Origin of the sequence: Methylocystis bryophila (assembly GCF_027925445.1) — a bacterium.
Lineage (GTDB): Bacteria > Pseudomonadota > Alphaproteobacteria > Rhizobiales > Beijerinckiaceae > Methylocystis > Methylocystis bryophila.
This window is the reverse complement of sequence record NZ_AP027149.1, coordinates 304,098-323,189: the sequence shown is the minus strand read 5'-3', so window position 1 is coordinate 323,189 and position 19,092 is coordinate 304,098. Positions and strand designations below refer to the sequence as shown.

Here is a 19,092-nt window from a genome sequence, read left to right as displayed (position 1 = left end):
GCGAGAGCTGCATGACGATATCGTGACAGTTTTTGTCGCTCTCGAGAGGTGACAGCCGATCACCTGTCGTGTATCGCCACGACAGAAGGCGGGGGAAAAACGTGCGCGTTCTCGACGGCGACCAGCCGGGCCACGCGGTGCTCTTGTTCGACAAGTCGGTCGAAAGCCCGTCGTTGCGGCTGGCGATCAAATCGCTGCAGGTCGGGCAGGGCTCCTATCTTGAGCCGGGAGGCTCGTTTTCCCGCACGCCTCACTATTTCGTCGCCGAAAGGGTCGATACTCCCAAAGGTCCCGGCTATCGCGTCGGGCCGGAAATGGTCGATCATCTGCTCGAGGACGACCAGATCGAGGTGATGAGCGACGACGCTGAGCTCTCCGAAAGCGGATTCTGGGGCGCTGTCACGCCATCCCTGTCGAAGATGCCGGGAGGCGGGCGAAGGCACATCATCTCGAGTGCTGGCGCGCCTCTCGTGTCGCCGCCGGCCGCCCCCGTGAAGGCGTCCACGCTGCCCCCGATCACGACGAAGGCGCCCGAACCCGCGACGGTGCAACCGGAAAAGCCGCGATCGGAGCCCCCTCGGGAGGAAGCTGAGCACAATGACGACGGAGAGCGGAAAAAACTCCCGATGCTCGCGATCGCCATTGGCGTCGGGGCGCTCGCGACCGTTATCGCCGCCATAGCCTTGGTTCCCCCGCTGCGCTGCGCCGTGTTCGGCGTCGGTTGCAAGCCGGGCGACGATCTTAGCGTCGCGACCGCAAACAACGCCTTCGACTGCGCAAGCACCACGGCGGCTTGCGTCGTGGAGGCCTGCTTCACCGACTATCTGAGTAAGTTTCCGAACGCGCCGCGCGCCGGGGAAGCACGCGCCCGCGTGGCGCAGGCGAAAGCCGAATGCCTGGCCCAACAACGTCAGCCGGTGCAGGACTCTCATCCCCACTCAAACGTGAATCCGCCGGCCTCCGCGCTCGCGGACGGAGTCTATGGCGCTTCAGCCTCCGCGGTCCCCGCTTGCGGAGTCCGCGCCGATCCCTTCATGCTCGTGACGGTCTGCGGGGGCTCGGTCACCTGGCGCCACCAGGCGCAGAATGCGACGTGGCAGTGGCGCGGGTCGATCCAAAGCGACGGCGGCGTCGACGCCAGCGTCGCCGGCGGGGCCGGCTATTCGGCCACTGGCAGTGTTGGCGGCGGAGCCGGCGAGATCCGCATGACATATCCTGGATGCGGCTCGTCGGTGATCATCAAGCTCAAAGGGCAACGCTCGACGGGATGCGCAGAGCGCTGACGCCGCAAGTCGACTGAGGCTTTCTTCTCACAAGCAGGAAAAGGCGCCATCGGAAGCTAATGAGATTGCTCGCGCCGACGCCGCCTCAGTTGCAGTGACCGAGGGGCACGCGCCGATATTGCTCAACCCCCTTGGTGCGCAAGCGGCCGAGAGCCTGATACTCGCATGGCGTAGCCTCGTTCTCGGCGCTGCGGCAAACGATCTCGGTGGGAACCAGCCCCCTATGCTGCCCTTTCCAGACGCAACGGAAACCCGGCTGGTGGATCTTGAGCGTATCTCCCTCGAGCTCGGCCGTGATGGGCGCTCGGCATTTGACGCCGTCACTGTAGTTCAGCTTGAACTCCCCGGCGCCGCGTCCGCCGAAACAGTAGCACTGTCGGACCTTGCCAATGAGGCGGCGCTCCTCGTCATCTGAAACGATATCGAGATCGCCGCGAACGGATTCCCAACAACCCTTGAGCTCGGAAATCTTCTTTGGGACCGTCAGCTGCTCCTCTGGCGGGATAGAGGTCGGCGGCGTCTCGTCCTTTTTTTTGATCTGCGCGGGCGGTGCGCAGGCTGGCTTCTCCGCAATGCGCAATTCCGCCTCGCGCACACGTTCTTCTAAATCGCGGGCGCGCGCCCGTTCTGCTTCCAAGTCGTTCGCTTGCGCAGCGACGACGCAATAGCGGCCGCCAAAGAGCGGCGCGAAGCCGAGATCACAGGCTCGAAGCGTAAGCACGCCGCACACGGAGAGCAACGCCGCCAGAAGGAACCAGAGAAGGATGTCGACGCGCACGAAGGCAATCCATCTTTTGGAAAGGGCGCGCTCGCCCGAACCTGCGAGTTCTTACGCCATTGCGCGGCGTTTGATAAGCGCCTGACGTCACGTCCAGTCTCGCCGTCGATGTCACAAAAAGTAAACATTGGCGGCGCACAGATCCCGAATAATTGAAGTAGCCTGCACGAAAATGCTCCTCCTTCGCCTCGTCCGAGGAAAGGCCGCGTCATGTTCCACTTCCTTCGCTCACTGCGCGCTTTTCCGCTTATCGCCGGAGTCTTTCTACTCGCCTCGACGACGGCGTCGGCTGAAGCTCCGAAGACCGTTTTCTGCCTCACTGACGGCTCGAAGGTCGGCGCTGAGCGTTTCGAGCAGCGCGAAGGCGCCTTCTTCCTTTACGTTCCGGGCGCAACCCAGCCGCTACGTTACGAGAACTCCTCTGTTTGCAGCGTGAACGTCGAGTCATGCAACTGCGGCGGAAGCAGAAAGAACTCCGCGCGTTTCGGCGTCCAGGGCTCGAACACGATCGGCGAGCGGCTGATGCCGATGCTGATTGACGCTTATGCGCGCCACACGACCGGCGCGGAGCCTGCGACGCGCATCGTCAAGCCGGAAGAGTCGGAAATCACGATCCGCTCGGGGGCGGACACGAAGGCGGTCGTCGACTTCAAGGCGCATGGCTCGGGCACGGCCGTCGACGGCCTTGTCTCGGATCAGGCGTTGATCGGCATGATGTCGCGCAAGGTCAAAGACGAGGAGCAGAACAAGCTCAAGCAGCGTTTCTCCGATATGGACCCGACGGCCGCGGAGAACGAGCATGTTCTCGCGCTCGATGGTCTCGCCGTGATCGTCAATCCGGAGAACTCGGTCAACGCGCTCACGCTCGCTCAGATTGCGCAAATCTTCTCGGGCGCCGTCACAAATTGGAGCGCCGTCGGAGGACCGGATCGGCCGATCACGCTCTATCGCCGCGACGACAAGTCCGGCACATTCGACACCTTCAAAGCGCTCGTTCTCGAGCCCAACCATGCGACAATGTCGACGAGCGCGCAAAAATTCGAGTCGAGCGAGCTCTTGTCCGACGCCGTGGCGAAAGACCCTGGCGGCATCGGCTTCGTCGCCCTTCCCTATGTCACCTCGAGCAATGTCGCGCTGAAGATCTCGTCGGACTGCGGGCTGATCAGCGCGCCCTCGCGTTTCTCGATCAAGAGCGAGGAATATCCGCTGGCGCGTCGGCTGTATCTCTATACGCATGGCGCGCCGAGCGAGCCGACGGCGCGGGACCTCCTGAATTTCACGATGTCGGATGAGGCGCAAGGCGTGATCTCGGACGCAGGCTTCATCAACCTTGCCGTCGAGCTCCAAGACCCCGCCGACCAACGCGCTTTCGCGGCGGCCGTCGCCAACAACCCGCGGGCTGGAGTCGGCGAGGGCAAGGAGCTGCCTTCGGCGCCGCTGCATTTCTTCAAGGACGCAATGGAGAGAATGCGCCGCGCGTCGATGGAGTTTCGTTTCAAATCCGGTAGCTCCGAGCTCGACACGCGCGCGGTGCGCGACGTCGACCGGCTCGCGCGCTATCTGCGCGCGTCGAACACGAACCCCGGCAACGTCTATCTGATTGGCTTCGCCGACTCCGTCGGCAATTGGGCAGGCAATGCGGCGCTCGGCCAGCAGCGCGCCCAGAGCGTCGCCAATAAACTGCGCGACGCAGGCTTCGTGCTGCCTCGCAACAATGTGAAATCGCTGTCCTATCTGGCGCCGGTCGCCTGCAACCCCGCGGCGGCGACCGATGTCAAAGACCCGGCGCTCGCCAAGAATCGACGCGTCGAAGTCTGGATCGTGTCGAAGTGACGCGATCATCAAGATAGGATGAGCCCAGCACAGTCGGCGTCGTGAGACGTTCGCTCAAGCCCATCCGCTGGACCCTGTCTCATTCCTCGCGAGAAGCTCCCGAGACCGTATTGATCGACATCTTCGCCCTGGCGAGCGCCGTTCGATGAGTCCGCGCTCGCCGCTGCGCTTCCAAGTGGAATGGCGAAGGATCAGATAGAGCGGCGTGGTGTCGGCCGCGCCGCAATAGGGATATTACGGAACCTCGCGGAAATGCGCTCCGTGTCCTCGAGCTCTTGCAGACGCTGAAAATCAGGCGTCGAGCGCGGCGATGCGTCCGTCGACGAGATTATAGACGCTGTCAGCGAAGCCGCGGGCCTTGGGATCGTGGCTCGCCATCACGACCGCCTTGCCTTTGGCCTTTGCGAAGCTTCGCAACATTTTGAAGATCAGCTCGCCATTCGCCGAGTCGAGGCTGGCCGTCGGCTCGTCTGCGAGCAGAATGAAAGGGTCGCCAGCCAGCGCGCGGGCGATGGCGACGCGTTGCTTCTCGCCGCCGCTGAGGCTCGCCGGATAAAACTCCATTCGTTCTTCGAGACCGCAGTCCTCCAATAGATCGATGCTCCGCCGTCGCCGCGAGGCGGCTGGGACCTTACGGAGACGCAACGCTGTCTCGACATTCTCGCGCGCCGTCAAAAAGGGGAAGAGGTGAAAGGACTGAAACACGAAGCCGAAACAGCGGCGCCGAATTCGCGGTAAGTCACGATCGGAGAGGGCGCTGATCTCCCGTCCCGCGAGAAGGATGGCGCCGGAGGTCGGCCGCAGGATGCAGCCGAGCATCGAGAGCAATGTCGATTTCCCTGAGCCAGACGGACCGATGATCAGCGCGACTTCACCGGGTCTCAATGAGAATGAGATGCCCTCGACCGCGGCGACGGAGATCCTTCCCTGCTCATAATGCTTGGTCAGCGCGCGGGCTTCGAGCAGCGGTTTCAAATCAGCTCCTGAAGATCGTCGCGGGATCGAGCTTTTGCACTCTGCGGATCGAGAAATAGGCCGCTCCGAGCGCCGTGGCGAGCGTCGCGCAGAAAAGGCCAAAGAGAAGAAGCGGGCCAATCGCCAGCGTGACGCCCATCCTTTCCAGGGGCGCCCGGCTCAAAAACGCCAGCGGCGCCGCGATGGCGAAACCCGCCGTCGCATCGATCGCCGCCTGCGCCAGAATGATCGTGTTGAGATCACCGGGGGAGGCGCCCATCGCCTTCAATGTCGCAAACTCGCCGAGGTGCTCCATCGTATTGGCGAAGACGGTCTGACCGATCGTTCCCGCGCCGACGACGAGGCCAAGCAGCGCGGTGAGGCAAAAGGCTGCTCCCATCCCGGTTTGCAAGGTCCAGTAAAGAATGGTCCGATTGACGAAAGCCGGGGTCGTCAGAATCTCATTATCCCGAAATTCGCGGCGAAGCGAGGAGGCGACGCGTTCGGCGTCGGCGGGGTCGCGCAGCTTGATCGCGATATAGGCCGCCGCTGCGTGACGCGAGATGTCCGGCGTCATCTCCTGCGCGAGATCGTAGGACGTGAAAACGATCGGCGCCGTCGTGAAGGTCTTGGCGCCTCGCGAAAGACCCACGAGTTTGAGTGGCCGATCGTTGACCTCCCAAGAGCCGCCAAGCAGAAGAGCGCCGAGCCGCTGCTCGGCGCTTTCGTCGATGATCATCTTGTCGCCGCCGCCCACATCGCCCGCGGCGCCGCTCGTGAGTTCCCAAGGACCGCCCACGGGCGTCGCTGGATCGTAGCCGATGATCTCGACGAGCTCCTGCGCGCCGTCAGGCAATTTGAGGAAGCCCCAGCTCAGGCTGATGGGCTTCGCCCAGAGGAACTCCTTGCGCCCCTGCAGCGACTTCGCCCGCTCATCCGGGAACGGCTTGGCGAAGTCGAAATTCTGGACGCCTTTCGATGCGATCCACAGATCAGCGCCCGCGTGCCGGATGATGGACGTCGCGTTTTCCATCATCCCGATGTAGAGGGCGGTTTCGGTGAGCGTCAAATAGGTGGAGAAGACGACGCCAAAGAGCGTCACGACGAGGCGCGCGCGGTTGTGGAAGGCGAGCCGCGTCGCAAGCCAGATCATGGCGTCGCGCTCCCGACGCGCGCCGCCGCCTGAGCGAGCAGGCGCAGACCAAGCGCGGCGATGTCCAAGGAAGCGGCGGCCGGATGCCGCGAGCCGACATGGGTCGCGAGCAGCCCGTTGAAGATCGCAGGTCCCGACGCCAGCGCCTGCAGGGCGACACGCCGCAAAGCCTCGTGGCGGTCCATCAACAGAAGGAGGCGCGCGATCAGGAAGGGCGCGCGGCAGATCTCGCGATGGCGCGCTTCATAGAGCGCGAGTTTTCTTTGGCGCAGCGCGTCGCCCAGCGCCACCGCCTGGTGAAAAGCGAGCGAGAGACCGTCACCGCTGATCGCGTCGATCGCGGCCGAAGCGTCGCCGATGAGCGCGACATTGGCGCGCGTCACGCGCCGCAAGCGCATCGTTCCCGTCGGCGCGCCGCGCAGAGCGGTCACGGGCTCAGCGTCCCTCAATCTCTCCCATAGGCGCGGGAAGCGCCGCTCGAGATTCTCGAAGCCCGCTTCCTCGGTCCGGCCGAGAAGCGCGATACAGATTTCCTCGCGCCCGACGGGAGTGACATAGGCCTGCTCGCCCTTCGCCCAGTGAACCTCCACGAAGTCCGTCCAAGGCTCGGCGCGAAAGTGCCGGCGAAGACCGAGGCGCCGGCGGCTCTGCTTTGAGGGCTCCAAGCCGGTCCAGCGTCTCACTTGTGAATTCACGCCATCAGCGCCGATAATCCATCGACAAGGCAGAAAGCGCTCCTCGAGTCGCAGGCCGCCGCTTTCGATCGCCGTCGCCCGCGTCCGCCATAGCATCTCGACGCCCGCGGCCTCGGCGTGCGCTATGAGAATCTGATGCAACTGGCTACGTCTGAGCCCGACCCCGGCTTGCCCTGGAAACGAGGCCTCGGCGACATGGTGTCGGTCGATGAAACGAATGCCGCGAAAGGGCGACCCCTTCCCGTCGAGCGGGACGCCAAGAGCGCGAAGCGCCGCGACGCCGTCCGGCATCAGCCCCTCGCCGCAGGCTTTTTCGATGGGCGGCGCGCCGAGGTCGACGACGCAGACTTCGAGCCCGGCAGAGCGGACGGCCAGCGCAGCGGCGAGGCCTGCGGGGCCGCCGCCGACGACGATGACATCCGTTTTCGTCAAGCTCACCATTTCAACAGGATCATCTCGGAGGAGAAGCCAGGGCCCATCGCAAGCAGGACGCCAAGAGTTCCAGGCTCCGGCCGATGATCTTTCACCGTGTCCTCGAGCACCATCAAAACCGACGCCGAGGAGAGATTGCCAATGCGGTTGAGGCTCGACCAGGAGAGCGCGGCGTCGCCTTCATCGAGGCCGAGAGCCTCCTGCATCGCCTCGAGCACGCGCGGGCCGCCATTATGGATCACCCAATTGCCGATATCGGCGCGCGAAAGTCCGCGGCCTGCGAGGAACGCATCGACGTCGCGGCCGAGATTGGCGCGAATGAGGTCCATGAGCTGCGGCGAGAGCACGATCTTGAAGCCGTTCTCCGAAATATCCCAGCCCATGATCTTCTCGCTCTCGGGATAGAAGACGGAATGACTGGCCATAATTTCCGGTCCCCTGTCTTGCGCATCGGCGCGCTTTGCGCGAGCGCCGGAGACAACGACCGCCGCGGCGCCGTCGCCGAAAAGTCCCGTTGCGATCAAATTCGCGGTCGAAAGATCGTTGCGGTCGAGCGTGAGCGAGCAGGTCTCGACCGCGAGAACCGCCGCCGTCTGGTCCGGGTAGGCGAGCACGTGATCGGCGGCTCGCGAAAGCCCGAGCGCGCCGCCGACGCAGCCGACGCCGAAGATCGGCGTGCGCTTGATGTCGGGCCGCAGGTTCATTCTGTTGATCAAGCGCGCGTCGAGCGAGGGACTGGCGACGCCCGTGACGGAAACGACGATCAAGGCGTTGAGATCGCGGCGCGCGAGCCCCGCGTGATCGAGCGCCGCGTCAATCGCGCGCTCGCCCAATTGCTGCGCGGCTTCAAGCCAGGCGGCGTTGGTGTCGCCAAAGCTGTGAAAGTCCAGATATCGCGCCATCGGATAAGCGAGATGGCGCGTGGCGACCCGCATATGCGCGTGCAGCCGCTCGAATTGTTCCGGCTTCTCGAGCCGCGAGCCCCAATAAGCCCTCAAGGCCTGCGTGAGCATCTCCTGGGGATAGCGATGCTCGGGTAGGGCGCTTCCGACGCCGCTGATTCTCACCGTCAGCCTCTTTCTAAATGGAGGTGATGACGCGGCGCGCGATGCCGAGCGGCTCGGTCCAAAAGCTCGGCGAAGCATGCATGTCAGCGACGACGGCCCCGATGGCTTCGACATATTGGTCGATCTGCGCATCGCTCACGATGAGCGGCGGCGCAACCTTCAGCGAGAGGAAGTCATTGCCGCAGATCTGGCTCAAAACGCCATGGTCGCGGAAGAGGCGCATGACGACGACTTGCCCGAACATGCCGGGATGGATGGCCTTGAAGGACTCGAATGGCGCGCGAAGCAGGAGCGAGCGCGGCGGCCGGAACTCGATCGCGCTCAGCAGGCCGAAACCGCGGATGTCTTCGACCATCTCATAGCCGGAGAGCTTTTCGGAGAGCTTGGCGCGAAGCGCCTCGCCTTTGTCTTCGGCGCACGCGCCGAGCTCTTCGTCTTCCAATATGGCCAGCGTGGTGAGGCCGGCGCGCATCGCGAGCCCGTTCTCGCTATAGGTCGTGGTGTGCACGAAGGCGCGCTTCAAGGAACTATAGACGGAGTGGCAGATCTCGTCCGTCATGAGCACGGCGCTGCAGGGTATCAGTCCGCCGCTGATCGCCTTGGCGAGCACGACCATGTCCGGCTCGACGCCGAAGCGATGGGCGGCAAGAAAGGGACCGGTGCGGTGAAAGCCCGTCTGCACCTCGTCGAGCGCAAGCAAGGTCCCGTAGCGGCGGCAAAGCGCCTGCGCCTGTTCGAGATAACCTTCTGGCGGCGCGCGCACGCCGGCTTCTCCCTGAATGGGCTCCAAAACGAAGGCCGCAAAACGCTTGGTCGCGAGCTTTTCCTCGAGATCGGCGAGATCGCCAAAAGGCGTCGACTCCGTTTCCGGCAACAGCGGTCCGAAGCCGTCCTTCCAGAAGCCGTTCGACATCAACGATAGCGCGCCGCAAGTCAGTCCGTGGAAGCCGTTCTCGGCATAGAGGATGCCGGCGCGTCGCGTATGGGCGCGGGCGAATTTGATGACCGTCTCGACGCCCTCGGCTCCGGAGCAGGCGAAGAAAGCCTTGGCCAGTCGGCCGCCGGCGCGCGTGCAAAGCTGTTGGGCGAGCTCGCCGGCCAGGCCCGAGACGTGGCTCTGCAGCATGGCCGGGCCCGCTGCGTCCAGCTCCTGCTTTAGCGCCGCGACGAGGCGCGGGTGATTGTGGCCGATGTTGTGAACGCAATAGCCGGAATTGAAATCGAGGATTCGCCGACCCTCGGTCGTGTGCAATTCAGCGCCTTCGCAACGTGAATATTCGACATTCATCTCCATGATGTCGAGGAGGCGGGCCCATTGCGGATTGACGTAGCGCTCATAACCCTCAACGCCATTCTGGACTTTTTGCAGCATCATAACCTCGTTAGCGCGCGCTCGCTTCAGCGGCCGCGTCTCTCCATCGCTCAAAGATCCCGGCGCTAGAGCATCTGTCCCCATCGCAGGGAATCACGCGATCGACGTCCTGGTTTCATTGCTTCGTCGCCGTAGCGACGAGCCCCGTGACGCCGAACGCAACGTCGACCTGCCGGATCGCGATATCGCCGGGGTCGAACCCGGCGCGGAGAAGAAGCTCGAACAGCTCCTCGCGCCCATAGAGCCGATGCGTCTCGGGCCCCGCGAATTTCCAGCGCCGCATGACCGACTGGTCGGTGGCGTAAAGCGCGATCCTGCCACCCGGCTTTAAGAGCCGCCGCGCCTCTTTGAGCTCGCCGCCGTCCTCATCGAGAAAATAAACGACGTTGACGGCGAGGATCTTGTCGACCGACTCGGGCGCTAGTCGCAGGTCGCAAATATCGCCTTGCGACAGGTTCACGCGTCCTGAGGCGACAGCCTCTCGATTGCGACGCGAGGCGGAGGCCAGCATCGCTGGCGAAGGATCCATGCCATAGACCCGTCCTCGCGGCGCGCTTGCCGCAAGAGCCTCGATCGCGCAGCCCGGTCCATAGCCGATCTCGACGATCACGTCTGCGGGAGCGATCGCCAGCGCCGCGATCGCCTCGCGGTTCGGCGCCCGATTGATCCATTCCATCACATGGCCCATGAGCCGGCCGCCCAAGCCCGCCGGGCGCCGAAACTGGCGGCCGACCGCGCGCCACAGGGTGTCGCTCACGCGCGCCCTATTTGCCAGCTTTGCTCTCGACCTTTTCCAGGAGCTCCTGGATCACGATTCGGCGGTTCTTGTCCCAAATCGGGCGCTCGGGATGCGTCGGCAGCGTGAGGGCGTGCTTCAAGACCTCGGCGGATTTGGCGTAGTCGCCCTGCTCCTGCAGGAAGTCGGCGTAGAAGTAATGGGCGTCGAGGCCGTTCGGCGCATTGCGCACCGCCTCTTCGAGCAGCTTGCGCGCTTTGGCCTTGTCGCCGAAACCCATGGGGAAGGCGGGAACGCGGTAATAGAGCACGCCGAGGCTCGTCGGCGCGCCGGCGTCCATCGCTTTGGGATCCTTCTTTTCCATGCGCTCGAGCGTGTCGCGCGCCCGGGTGGCGTATTGCAGCGCCTTTATCGGCCCGGTGAGCCCGCCGTGCTCATTGTAGAGCGACGCGCGCTCGCTGGTGATGATGCCGTCCCAGATCACGATGTCGGACTTGTCGGGGTGCTGCGCGGCCAGGGCGTCTGCCTGCTCGGCGAGCGCGTCAATCTGCTTTATTTGCTCGGCGGGATCGTCGATTTGGAATTTGATCTTCTCCCAGGAGAGCGCGAGCTTCAGCGCGTCCGGGTCGTAGCTCGTGGCGGGAGCCGCCCAGGCGGGCGCGCCGCCGACGCAGAGCAGCAAGGCCGCGACGCGCGCGCGCGTGGAGAAAGACCGGATGATCGACATGGATGTCTCCTCAGGGATCGTGATGTCTGCCGAACGCAAGACTCAGCTGGCGATCAGCTTGGCCATCTGCTTGCAGACGGCGGAGTCGATGAAGGCGGGAAAGAGTCGTTGCAGCACGACGAAGAGGCGCTCGGCGCGCCCGGGATAGACGCTCGCTTCACCCTTCTCGACGGCGGTCCAGATCTGGGCTGCGACGGTCGCGGGATCGTCGAGTTTGGGCTGCATCGCGGCGATGAGCTTTTCCAAAGCGTCGACGCCCTCGGTTTTGGTGGCGCGCGGCGCGGCGTAGGTCACGCTGATCCCGCGTTCGCGATACTCCCGGCGTAGCGCCTCGGAGAAGCCGCGCAAGGCGAATTTCGTCGCGGAATAGGCCGCAAAGAGCGGGTAGGGAATGTCGCCGAACATCGAGCCGATGTTGACGACGAGCGAAGGCTTTGCAGCGAGCAGCAAGGGCAGAAGATCGCGGGTCAGAGCGATGGGCGCGGTGACATTCGTCGCGACCACTTGCTCGAGCGCTGCGTCCGTTTCCTTCTCCAGCGGGCCGCCCGTGACGACGCCCGCATTGTTGACGAGCACGTCCAGTCGGCCCCAGGCCTCCGTGAGTCGCGAGACGATCGTGGCGCGGTCCTCGGCGCGGGTGAGGTCCGCGGGAATGACGATATGGGCTTTCGAGGCGTCGAGCAGCGCGAGCGTTCCCGCGAGCGCGTCCGGCCTGCGACCGCAAAGGGCCAGCGTCATGCCGCGCTTGGAGGCTTCGATGGCGAGGGCGCGGCCGATGCCGGAGCCGGCGCCGGTGACGAGCGCAAATTTTCCGTTAAGCTGCATAGGCGGTCACTCCGTGGCGACTCCCAAGCTCGCGGAAAATGTCGCCATAGAGCTTGTAGAACATCTTCGAGCTGTGGACGACGATTTCACGTATCTCCTCTTCCGCGAACCCGTCCACGAGTTCCCGGAAAAAAGCGACATGCTGGATGTCGAGCGTCCCATGCGAGCGCAGATAAGAGAAGCCCTCCTCCTGCCGCACGCCGAGCGTCGCCTGAATCGCGTTCGCGGCTCCGTGGGCGAGCGCGACCGACACGCCTTCGAGCACATGCACGCTCCCAAGCATGGCGAAGGGGCTCACGTGCTCGATCGCGTAATAGCTGTAGGCGACCATCAGCTCGCAGGCCGCGCCCGGGCGGCCGTCGCGCACCGCCTCGGCGTCGCCGCCGATCGCGCGGATGTCGTCGAGGATCCAGGCGTCATGGCCTCGCTCCTCGTTCATATAAGCGAGCAACGCCTTCTGATAAGACACGTCGGTCGTTCGCGCCGCCGCCGAGGCGAGCAGCGGAAAAGTATGTTTCACGTGGTGGTAGGCCTGCGTGAGAAAATCCAGATACATGCCGCGCGTCACGCCGCCGCCGCCGCCCATGACCGCCCGAATGAGGGGTATGGACTGGAATCCGTCGCGCTCCGTCTTGGTGCGCGCGAGCAGCTCGCCATAAAAGCTCATTCTCGACCTGTCTCCCCGCCCCAAAGCGCCCGCACACGGGGGGCATATCGCATCGCCATACCCCTCAAGCCCGTGTCCAGCGGCCGATCTTGCCAGTTTCGCATGAGCCTCAAGCGACGGCCCCTCGACTCTCTTTCAAAAAAGCGGCGGCTTCCTGACGGCGAAACCGGCCGTTTCCGGTGACCAAACCCTGTCTCGCTAATTCATGCGGCGGCATCACGACCATCGCTTGCGGCACAGCATAGGAGGGGGCGCCGGCGCAACATTGCGCGATCAGCGCGAGCCACTCGTCGTGACCGGTCTCCGCGAACCACTCGGCGCCGGCGGCCGATGGAACGACGAGCGCGGTGAGATGCGCCTCGCCATGACCGCACACCACGCAAAGGCCAATGCGTCGATCGGCGAGCAGCATCGTCTCGATCCATTCCGGGCTGACATTGCGCCCCAGCGAGGTGACGATGAGATTGTCCTTGCGGCCAAAAACGGTGAGATAGCCAGCCTCGTCGAGCGAGCCGAGGTCGCCCGTGCGCCAGATTCCGCCTGGGTTGAGGCCGCCGAGATAGCCTTCCATCACCGAGGGGCCTTTGACGACAATCTCGCCGTCGTCGATTGAAAGCTCGAGCCCTCGCAGAGGACGGCCCACCGAGCCTTTCTTGATCTCGCCCGGGCGGTTGAGCGTGACGACGGAGCAGCATTCGGAGAGTCCGTAGCCCTCATAGACGGGAATCCCGACGTTCCAGGCCGACTCGATCAGCGGGGCAGGCGTCGAGGCGCCGCCGACCGCGACGAAACGCAGACTCTGAGGCGCGCGCCGGCCGGCGCCTGAGAGCTGTTGAACCCACAAGCCAAGGAGTTGCGGCGCGAGCACCGTGCAGCTGGGCCGCGCCTCTTCGAACAAGGCAACGAGGTCGAGCTGACCGCCGCCTGCGAAGATGCGCGCGCTCTCCGCGGCGAAATGCGCACGGCCGCCGACGAGCAGGGGAAGAAAGATCGCCGATATCGTCTCCAGGAGAAGCGGCAAAGGCAAGATCGAGAGAAAAGAATCCGTCTCGCGCGCTTGGCTCGCTTCCGCCACGGCTTGCGCCGACCAGCCGAGCTGGCTTGCGTCGAGCCGCACGCCCTTGGGATGGCCGGTGCTCCCCGACGTGTAGATGATCTGTCTGAACCCTCCGACGAATTCGGCCGGCTCGGCGGATAAGTCGCCAATAATAGACTCTGTCGCTATGCCCCAGCCGCTCGCCGCCGACCGCAGCTCCTCGCTACAAAGGATGAGCTCGACGCCAGCGTCGCGGATGATGTGGCCGAGCTGCTCGGCGCTGAAGAAGAGAGGGAGCGGCACAATGGTCTTGCCGCCCGCTACGCCCGCGAATTGCGCGGCCGCCCAATCGACGCCATTCGGGGCGAGGATGCCGATCGTTTGCGCGCTGGCGGGCAGCCTCTGCAAAAGCGCGCCGACGCCGAGGAGAAGCTGCTCCCGCGAGAGGCGCTTGGCGGAGTCGCTGAAAATCAGCCTCGTGCCGTCGCTCGAGGCGTGCCGCCGCAGCGCGTCATAGACCTCACGCATTGACGGCTTGCCGCCGCCGCGCAGCGAGGTTCCCGATCTGACAGTCCCGGTTCACCGCATAAACGCGCGGCTCCTGCTCGTAGTAGCTCCCCCATGAGTCGGCGTTTTCGATCCGGGCGGGATCCGCGCGACCGAGCGGGGCGAGATCCAGGCCGAGCCGGTCGAGAAGCGTCGAAAGCCTGCGTGTGATCGTGAAGAAGCTCCACTCGAAACCGCTGTTCTCGCCCCAGTCGATAATTTGGCCGATGAAAAGCGGAACTGCGCGCGGCGACCGGCTGGCGAATGTCGAGGTTTCGAAGATGCGCTCGCGCGCGACGGATCGCCCTTGCACGCGGGTGAGCGCGGATTCGATCGTGGTGTCGAGATAGCGCTCGGAAAAGAAACCCTCGTCGCAGGTTCGAAGGCCTGCGGCGCAGAGAATCTCGCCTTGATGGCCTAGCTTCACGAGAAGTCTGCGGGGGAAGGCGCGAAGCCTTGCGCCATATTCCTGCTCATAGACCTCGCGGATGAAACGTTCGGCGCTGCCGCGCAGGCGGTGGTGCTCGGGAATGACCAGGGTAGCCATGTTGAGGCTTTCGCTCGGCGAATCTCATCGATTAGCGCGCTGGATTCCCGCAGGCTATCGTATTCGCGCGTTCATCGAAGCAAACAGCTCAAGTCCGGCCTTTCTGAGGCGGACCGTGGCTCGCCTGCGTCAGAAGCTTGTCTGGATGAAGGAAGCTCCGACGCAAAAACTGGCGCTGCCGGGGACAATGCGCAGCCCAGAACGCGTCCCGAATCAAAAACCGGGAGCCTGTCCTGACCGGAAAGCCGCTTCGCACCTTTCCGGGACCTGTTCTAAGCCGGTAACCGCCCGATGCTCCGGCGTCGCGAGCCGTTGGTCGGTCCGCTGAACAAGGTCTTCGAGCGGGGCGTCACTTCGCAGTCGAGAAAATCCGCGGTCTGGCCGCTCTCCCGGCCTTGAGCGGCCTCGGCTCGCCCTCAGGCAGGCCCGCGTCGGGTCTGGTAGCGGAGGCCCGTTACCGCCTGGCCCCCCGACGGGAGAACGAGGCTATTTTTTCGCTTGAATTCGCCTCATGAGCGGGCGGGGATTCGTCGAGGTCAGAATTTTCTAGGTGACGGAGACCGAGGAAAGCCCTTTCGCCCTCATCGAGATCGACCCCTCGCGCTCGACGGGCTGACGCGCCGCCGGGCGGCGGGTCTGAGGGGCAATTTCGGGGAGCGCCGCAAGCCAACCTATTCGCTCCTCCTGCCGAGGAGGAGCCCTCGATTGGCTCAACCTTTGTGTGGTTCCCCGACCGCCCGATTGTGTTGACGCCTGCGTCCCGAGAAGCTCCGCGCGCACAATTATTCTTGTGATTGCGTAGCGGGCCATAAATTCGGCAAGCTGGCGTCTGGCGCAACCTCTCCCTGCGCGAGTTGGGCGGAGTGCGCAATCCAGCGCAAAGCCTGCTGCGGTGGCGTTCCAAAAAAGGTGAGAGCGCGGCTCGGAGGCCTGAATGGCCGGCCTCTCAGCCGCTCATATTCAGCGTGAAAGGCTTCCTGCGGGGGATTGAGCGAATTAGTGGCAACGCCACCATGCACCTGATGGAAGGTGGCCTCTCCTAAGAGCGTGATGACGGAGAAGGAAAGGTCAGCACAAATTCGCGCCCAGACGTCCAAATTGGCGAGCCCGCCTCCGGGCGTCTCGAAGCCCTCGTCGTAGCCGCCGATCTCCCGCCAATGTTCGCCCTTCAGAAAGAGTGCGTTGGTTTCGGCAGGGCATCTAAACCAGCCCCATCGCGATGAGCCCGCCAAGGCCGCGATATCGAAAAGGCGATAGCCATCTTCTTGCCATTTGCTGGCGTGCAGCAGCGCGTTCTCAGCGTCTCGATCATATCCCTCGCGCACGCTCTCCATCTGAACCCGCGGGCCCAAATGAAACGCCAGGGTGCTGATCGCTGGCCGCGAGCTGAGGCTTGCTGCGGCGAGTGCGTTCGCCAGCATGCCCGGGCTGGCCATACGCGCGCCGTCAATGAAGACTCCAATCAGGTCGCCGCGAGCACGCTTTAGGCCCATATTGATTGCCCGGACCGGCGACGGCGATGGGCTCTCCAACCGGCAAAAAACAAGATTGGGAAGTATAAGGTTGCAAGCGTCCTCGTCGATTGGTGCGCTCGAACCATTGTCGATGACGAGAACCTCGTAATCCTCGGCGCATATTCCGCGCTGCATCGCCGGAGAGAGGCTCTGAAGAGTCCGCGGAAGTTCTCGCGCCATGTTGTAGCTGATCACAATAACTGAAAGCCGCACGTATCGCACTCCTTGGTTATACTATGGCGACGCGATCGAGCCTCCCGACGATTCGGAAGCGACTCATAAAGCGCTGGAGCGCGCGACGCGTAAGAAATCAAACTGCTGCGAGCAATTCGGGCGCCTGGTGGGCCCATCGGGACATTTGAAGACGTGGCAGAAATGAAAGCCCTACCGTTGTTCGTGTCGCCTCCATTGGCGTTGGTCGCCACGACCGACGCCGTCTCCGATTGAGGCTCGCGAGTGGAGTGGTGAACACGGCGCCGCTGTTGTTGGGAACCAGGAACACGATGCTGGTGCACTTGACGCTGCCGCCTTGTGTCACTGGAGTCTTGAAATAACCCGAGACGTTGATCGTCACGGCGCCGCCTGTGGCGGTGGCCCCGCCTTGCGTTTGCGCCCTGCGCGGCCGAGAGAGAATTGCATCGACGCATCCGTAAGCGCCAAGCAAAGGATCTTCATCGATTGCCGCCTAGATGATAGCTTATGTGAAGTTTGACCTACCCAAATAATCTTGGTTAATGCTAGGGTCAAGAGCTGCTGCAGGAGCGCCGCGATGACTTTTTCTGCCGATACAGCCTTGAATGATAGAAATGTTGCGGCGCAACGGCCTCAGGGAGGAGTTTTAGGACCGTGAATAGTGAGGAAGGCCCGCAGCCCAATGATTTTCCGCAGCGCGATGAGAGGGTTGTTGAACCCGGTTTGGCGCAACAATCGCCGGCGCCTTTAGGTCGACAGCCGGAAACCGGTGGTCCTCTCGGAACAGCCGTCGTTGTGCTCGGCATGCACCGCAGCGGCACCTCCTCCCTCGCCGGCACATTAGTGAAACTCGGAGGGCAAGCGCCAAAGACGCTAATGCAGGGACATCCGTCCAACGAGCGCGGCCACTTCGAATCCGACGCGCTAATGCATCTCAACGACGCGATCCTGGCGTCCGCGGGCTCTTCCTGGGATGACTGGCGCGCCTTCAACCCCGACTGGTTGCAGAGCGCTGAAGCCGAAGACTTCGAGGAGAAGGCCGTTGCGACTCTCAAGGAAGAGTTCGGCGCGGCGCGGCTCATCGTGGTCAAGGATCCGCGCATCTGCCGAATGACGGCGTTCTGGACACGCGTGTTAGAACGCGCGGACTACGCTGTCCACGTCATTGTGCCGGTGCGCTCGCCGTTGGAGGTCGCTAGCTCTCTCCGGCTCCGCGACGGCTTTCCGACGAGCAAGGGGCTGCTCCTTTGGCTGAGGCACGTGCTCGACGCCGAGGCCGCGACCCGCCAGTCACCGCGTCATATTCTGCATTGGCCGGACTTTCTTGCCGACTGGCGGCTGTCCATGGCCCGCGCCGGCGAGCGGACGGAACTCGTCTGGCCAAGGCTCTCAGATAGGACGGCTGCTGACATCGACCGCTTCCTGGCGCCCAGTCTGCGTCACAATGTCGTGGATGCCGAGACCCTTGCCGTTCATCCCGACGTGAACGACTGGATTAAAGATGTCTACAGCGCGATGGTCGCCCTCTCAGACGATCCTGCCTCGATCGGCGCGCGGCAAAGGCTGGACGATGCGCGCGCGGCGTTCGAAAAGGCGTCGCGGATTTTTGGCCGAGTCTTGGTCGATTTCGAAGAGAATGTCGTCGCAGCGCAGGCGGCTGCCGGCAGCCACGCGGCCCAATTTGCTGAAGCCTCGCGCGCGCGCGAGGGCTTGCTGCACACCGTTGCCGGTCTGACCGGCGAGCGAGACCACCTCGCGGCGCAGCTCGGCGAAACCTCCGCTGCGCGGGACGGTTTGCAGCATGCGGTCGCAGCTCTCACCGGTGAGCGAGACCTCCTGGCGGCGCAGCTTGGCGAGACCTCCGCTGCGTGTGACGGTTTGCAGCACGCGGTTGCGGCTCTCACCGGCGAGCGAGACCACCTGGCGGCGCAGCTTGGCGAGATCTCCGCTTCGCGCGACGGTTTGCAGCACGCTGTCGTGGCTTTGACCGGTGAGCGAGACCACCTTGCGGTGCGGCTTGGCGAGATTTCCGCGGCGCGTGACAGTTTGCAGCACGCCGTCGTGGCTTTGACCGAAGAGCGCGACAGCCTGTTGGCCCAGTCAACCGCGGTCTGCGCTGAGCGTGAGCGGGCGGCCCATGAAGCCGCGGAGGAGCGCAAACGTTTTGAGGGTCTGCTGTTGGAGCGGCTGACATCCTACAAAAGCAGCTAACGCGACTTATTTGGGTCTGCCTCACTTTTTGTGCTCCGGAAACGCAATATATGCGCCCGCAGCAATTCGGCGTTCGCGCGACCATACATGACCCGCTTGAGCATTTTTAATTGATTGATCTGTCCCTCGATTTGACCATTGCTCCAAGGGGACCAATAAATTGACTGGGTTGCGACGACCGTTAACGATTTCCGATGCAGGAGATGTCGACTCCAAGGAGGACGGCGATGCGTTGGAAGATCACGTGCGATATCCGCCCTAACCAAGAGACGCCGGAGCTGATGGAATTATCGGCTCGCATGGGCAGCCTCATGCCCTATCGAAAGGCGGCGGACATGCTGGCGGAATTCCTTCCGATCCCATCTATAGATTCGTTCATGACCTTGCGTCACCGCGAGATGAAATTAGGCGAAACGGCTCGGTGAGAAGGCGCGCGATCGTGCGTGGTTCGAACCGCCTTCGTCCTCGGTGAGTCCGACATTGAAATGTAAATCGACAGATGTATCCCGACGATGGTATCCAAG

The 19,092-nt window shown here is 63.6% G+C and carries 16 protein-coding genes and 1 pseudogene; 4 read left to right on the top strand and 13 right to left on the bottom strand.

All coding sequences use genetic code 11. The features are described 5' to 3' along the window. The first annotated feature begins 101 nt into the window (after positions 1-101). Positions 102-1,283 carry an RAD23 family protein gene (locus tag QMG80_RS01525; RefSeq protein WP_085771213.1) on the top strand — a complete coding sequence of 394 codons (1,182 nt, stop codon included), beginning with the start codon at positions 102-104 and terminating at the stop codon, positions 1,281-1,283. A gap of 85 nt (positions 1,284-1,368) precedes the next feature. Here the strand turns inward: QMG80_RS01525 and QMG80_RS01520 are convergent, their stop codons facing one another. Continuing rightward, on the bottom strand, positions 1,369-2,061 hold the full coding sequence (locus QMG80_RS01520) for a hypothetical protein (RefSeq protein ID WP_085771212.1): 693 nt from the start codon (positions 2,059-2,061) through the stop codon (positions 1,369-1,371). Positions 2,062-2,271: 210 nt separating this feature from the next. On the opposite strand from QMG80_RS01520, the gene QMG80_RS01515 reads away from it, so the two are divergent. Next, positions 2,272-3,894 (top strand): substrate-binding domain-containing protein, encoded by a 1,623-nt coding sequence (locus QMG80_RS01515; RefSeq protein WP_085771211.1) that lies wholly within the window; start codon positions 2,272-2,274, stop codon positions 3,892-3,894. A gap of 291 nt (positions 3,895-4,185) precedes the next feature. On the opposite strand, the gene QMG80_RS01510 is transcribed toward QMG80_RS01515, so the two are convergent. The 12 genes from QMG80_RS01510 to QMG80_RS01455 form a co-directional block, all read right to left on the bottom strand. Next, the gene (locus QMG80_RS01510; RefSeq protein WP_085771210.1) at positions 4,186-4,869 is read right to left on the bottom strand and encodes an ABC transporter ATP-binding protein; all 684 of its coding nucleotides are present in this window, start codon (positions 4,867-4,869) and stop codon (positions 4,186-4,188) included. Position 4,870: 1 nt separating this feature from the next. Beyond that, a complete protein-coding gene (locus tag QMG80_RS01505) occupies positions 4,871-6,001 on the bottom strand; it encodes an ABC transporter permease (protein WP_085771209.1) in 1,131 nt (376 codons plus the stop codon). Continuing rightward, complete coding sequence (locus tag QMG80_RS01500; protein ID WP_158658669.1) at positions 5,998-7,128, bottom strand: NAD(P)/FAD-dependent oxidoreductase; 1,131 nt, start codon at positions 7,126-7,128, stop codon at positions 5,998-6,000. The genes QMG80_RS01505 and QMG80_RS01500 overlap by 4 nt, the downstream gene beginning before the upstream one ends. A gap of 2 nt (positions 7,129-7,130) precedes the next feature. Continuing rightward, positions 7,131-8,195 (bottom strand): type III polyketide synthase, encoded by a 1,065-nt coding sequence (locus QMG80_RS01495; protein WP_102938071.1) that lies wholly within the window; start codon positions 8,193-8,195, stop codon positions 7,131-7,133. Between the two features lie 13 nt (positions 8,196-8,208). Further along, positions 8,209-9,567 (bottom strand): aspartate aminotransferase family protein, encoded by a 1,359-nt coding sequence (locus QMG80_RS01490; protein ID WP_085773604.1) that lies wholly within the window; start codon positions 9,565-9,567, stop codon positions 8,209-8,211. A 115-nt stretch (positions 9,568-9,682) separates the two neighbouring features. Further along, positions 9,683-10,324, bottom strand: a complete 642-nt coding sequence (locus QMG80_RS01485) for a class I SAM-dependent methyltransferase (protein WP_085771206.1) — start codon at positions 10,322-10,324, stop codon at positions 9,683-9,685. A 7-nt stretch (positions 10,325-10,331) separates the two neighbouring features. Then, on the bottom strand, positions 10,332-11,030 hold the full coding sequence (locus tag QMG80_RS01480; protein ID WP_102938070.1) for a tetratricopeptide repeat protein: 699 nt from the start codon (positions 11,028-11,030) through the stop codon (positions 10,332-10,334). A 42-nt stretch (positions 11,031-11,072) separates the two neighbouring features. After that, complete coding sequence (locus tag QMG80_RS01475; RefSeq protein WP_085771205.1) at positions 11,073-11,855, bottom strand: SDR family NAD(P)-dependent oxidoreductase; 783 nt, start codon at positions 11,853-11,855, stop codon at positions 11,073-11,075. Next, positions 11,845-12,522, bottom strand: coding sequence for an iron-containing redox enzyme family protein (locus QMG80_RS01470; RefSeq protein ID WP_085771204.1), 678 nt, complete (start codon positions 12,520-12,522; stop codon positions 11,845-11,847). Before QMG80_RS01470 ends, QMG80_RS01475 begins: the two co-directional genes overlap by 11 nt. 109 nt (positions 12,523-12,631) lie before the next feature. Continuing rightward, a complete protein-coding gene (locus tag QMG80_RS01465; RefSeq protein WP_085771203.1) occupies positions 12,632-14,086 on the bottom strand; it encodes an AMP-binding protein in 1,455 nt (484 codons plus the stop codon). Next, entirely contained in the window at positions 14,079-14,651 is a 573-nt protein-coding gene (locus QMG80_RS01460; protein WP_085771202.1) for a thermostable hemolysin, read from the bottom strand. Before QMG80_RS01460 ends, QMG80_RS01465 begins: the two co-directional genes overlap by 8 nt. 782 nt (positions 14,652-15,433) lie before the next feature. Further along, the gene (locus tag QMG80_RS01455; protein ID WP_158658668.1) at positions 15,434-16,378 is read right to left on the bottom strand and encodes a glycosyltransferase; all 945 of its coding nucleotides are present in this window, start codon (positions 16,376-16,378) and stop codon (positions 15,434-15,436) included. A gap of 633 nt (positions 16,379-17,011) precedes the next feature. On the opposite strand from QMG80_RS01455, the gene QMG80_RS01450 reads away from it, so the two are divergent. Then, a complete protein-coding gene (locus QMG80_RS01450; RefSeq protein ID WP_158658667.1) occupies positions 17,012-18,568 on the top strand; it encodes a sulfotransferase family protein in 1,557 nt (518 codons plus the stop codon). A 248-nt stretch (positions 18,569-18,816) separates the two neighbouring features. Further along, positions 18,817-19,028 (top strand): annotated as a pseudogene (locus tag QMG80_RS01445) (ISKra4-like element ISMet1 family transposase); the annotation flags it as partial. Between the last annotated feature and the right edge of the window lie 64 nt (positions 19,029-19,092).

Coding starts and splice junctions, on each gene's coding strand:
- QMG80_RS01515 (WP_085771211.1), top strand. CDS start 2,272: ATGTTCCACTTCCTTCGCTCACTGCGCGCTTTTCCGCTTATCGCCGGA.
- QMG80_RS01505 (WP_085771209.1), bottom strand. CDS start 6,001: ATGATCTGGCTTGCGACGCGGCTCGCCTTCCACAACCGCGCGCGCCTC.
- QMG80_RS01490 (WP_085773604.1), bottom strand. CDS start 9,567: ATGCTGCAAAAAGTCCAGAATGGCGTTGAGGGTTATGAGCGCTACGTC.
- QMG80_RS01480 (WP_102938070.1), bottom strand. CDS start 11,030: ATGTCGATCATCCGGTCTTTCTCCACGCGCGCGCGCGTCGCGGCCTTG.
- QMG80_RS01475 (WP_085771205.1), bottom strand. CDS start 11,855: ATGCAGCTTAACGGAAAATTTGCGCTCGTCACCGGCGCCGGCTCCGGC.
- QMG80_RS01470 (WP_085771204.1), bottom strand. CDS start 12,522: ATGAGCTTTTATGGCGAGCTGCTCGCGCGCACCAAGACGGAGCGCGAC.
- QMG80_RS01465 (WP_085771203.1), bottom strand. CDS start 14,086: ATGCGTGAGGTCTATGACGCGCTGCGGCGGCACGCCTCGAGCGACGGC.
- QMG80_RS01460 (WP_085771202.1), bottom strand. CDS start 14,651: ATGGCTACCCTGGTCATTCCCGAGCACCACCGCCTGCGCGGCAGCGCC.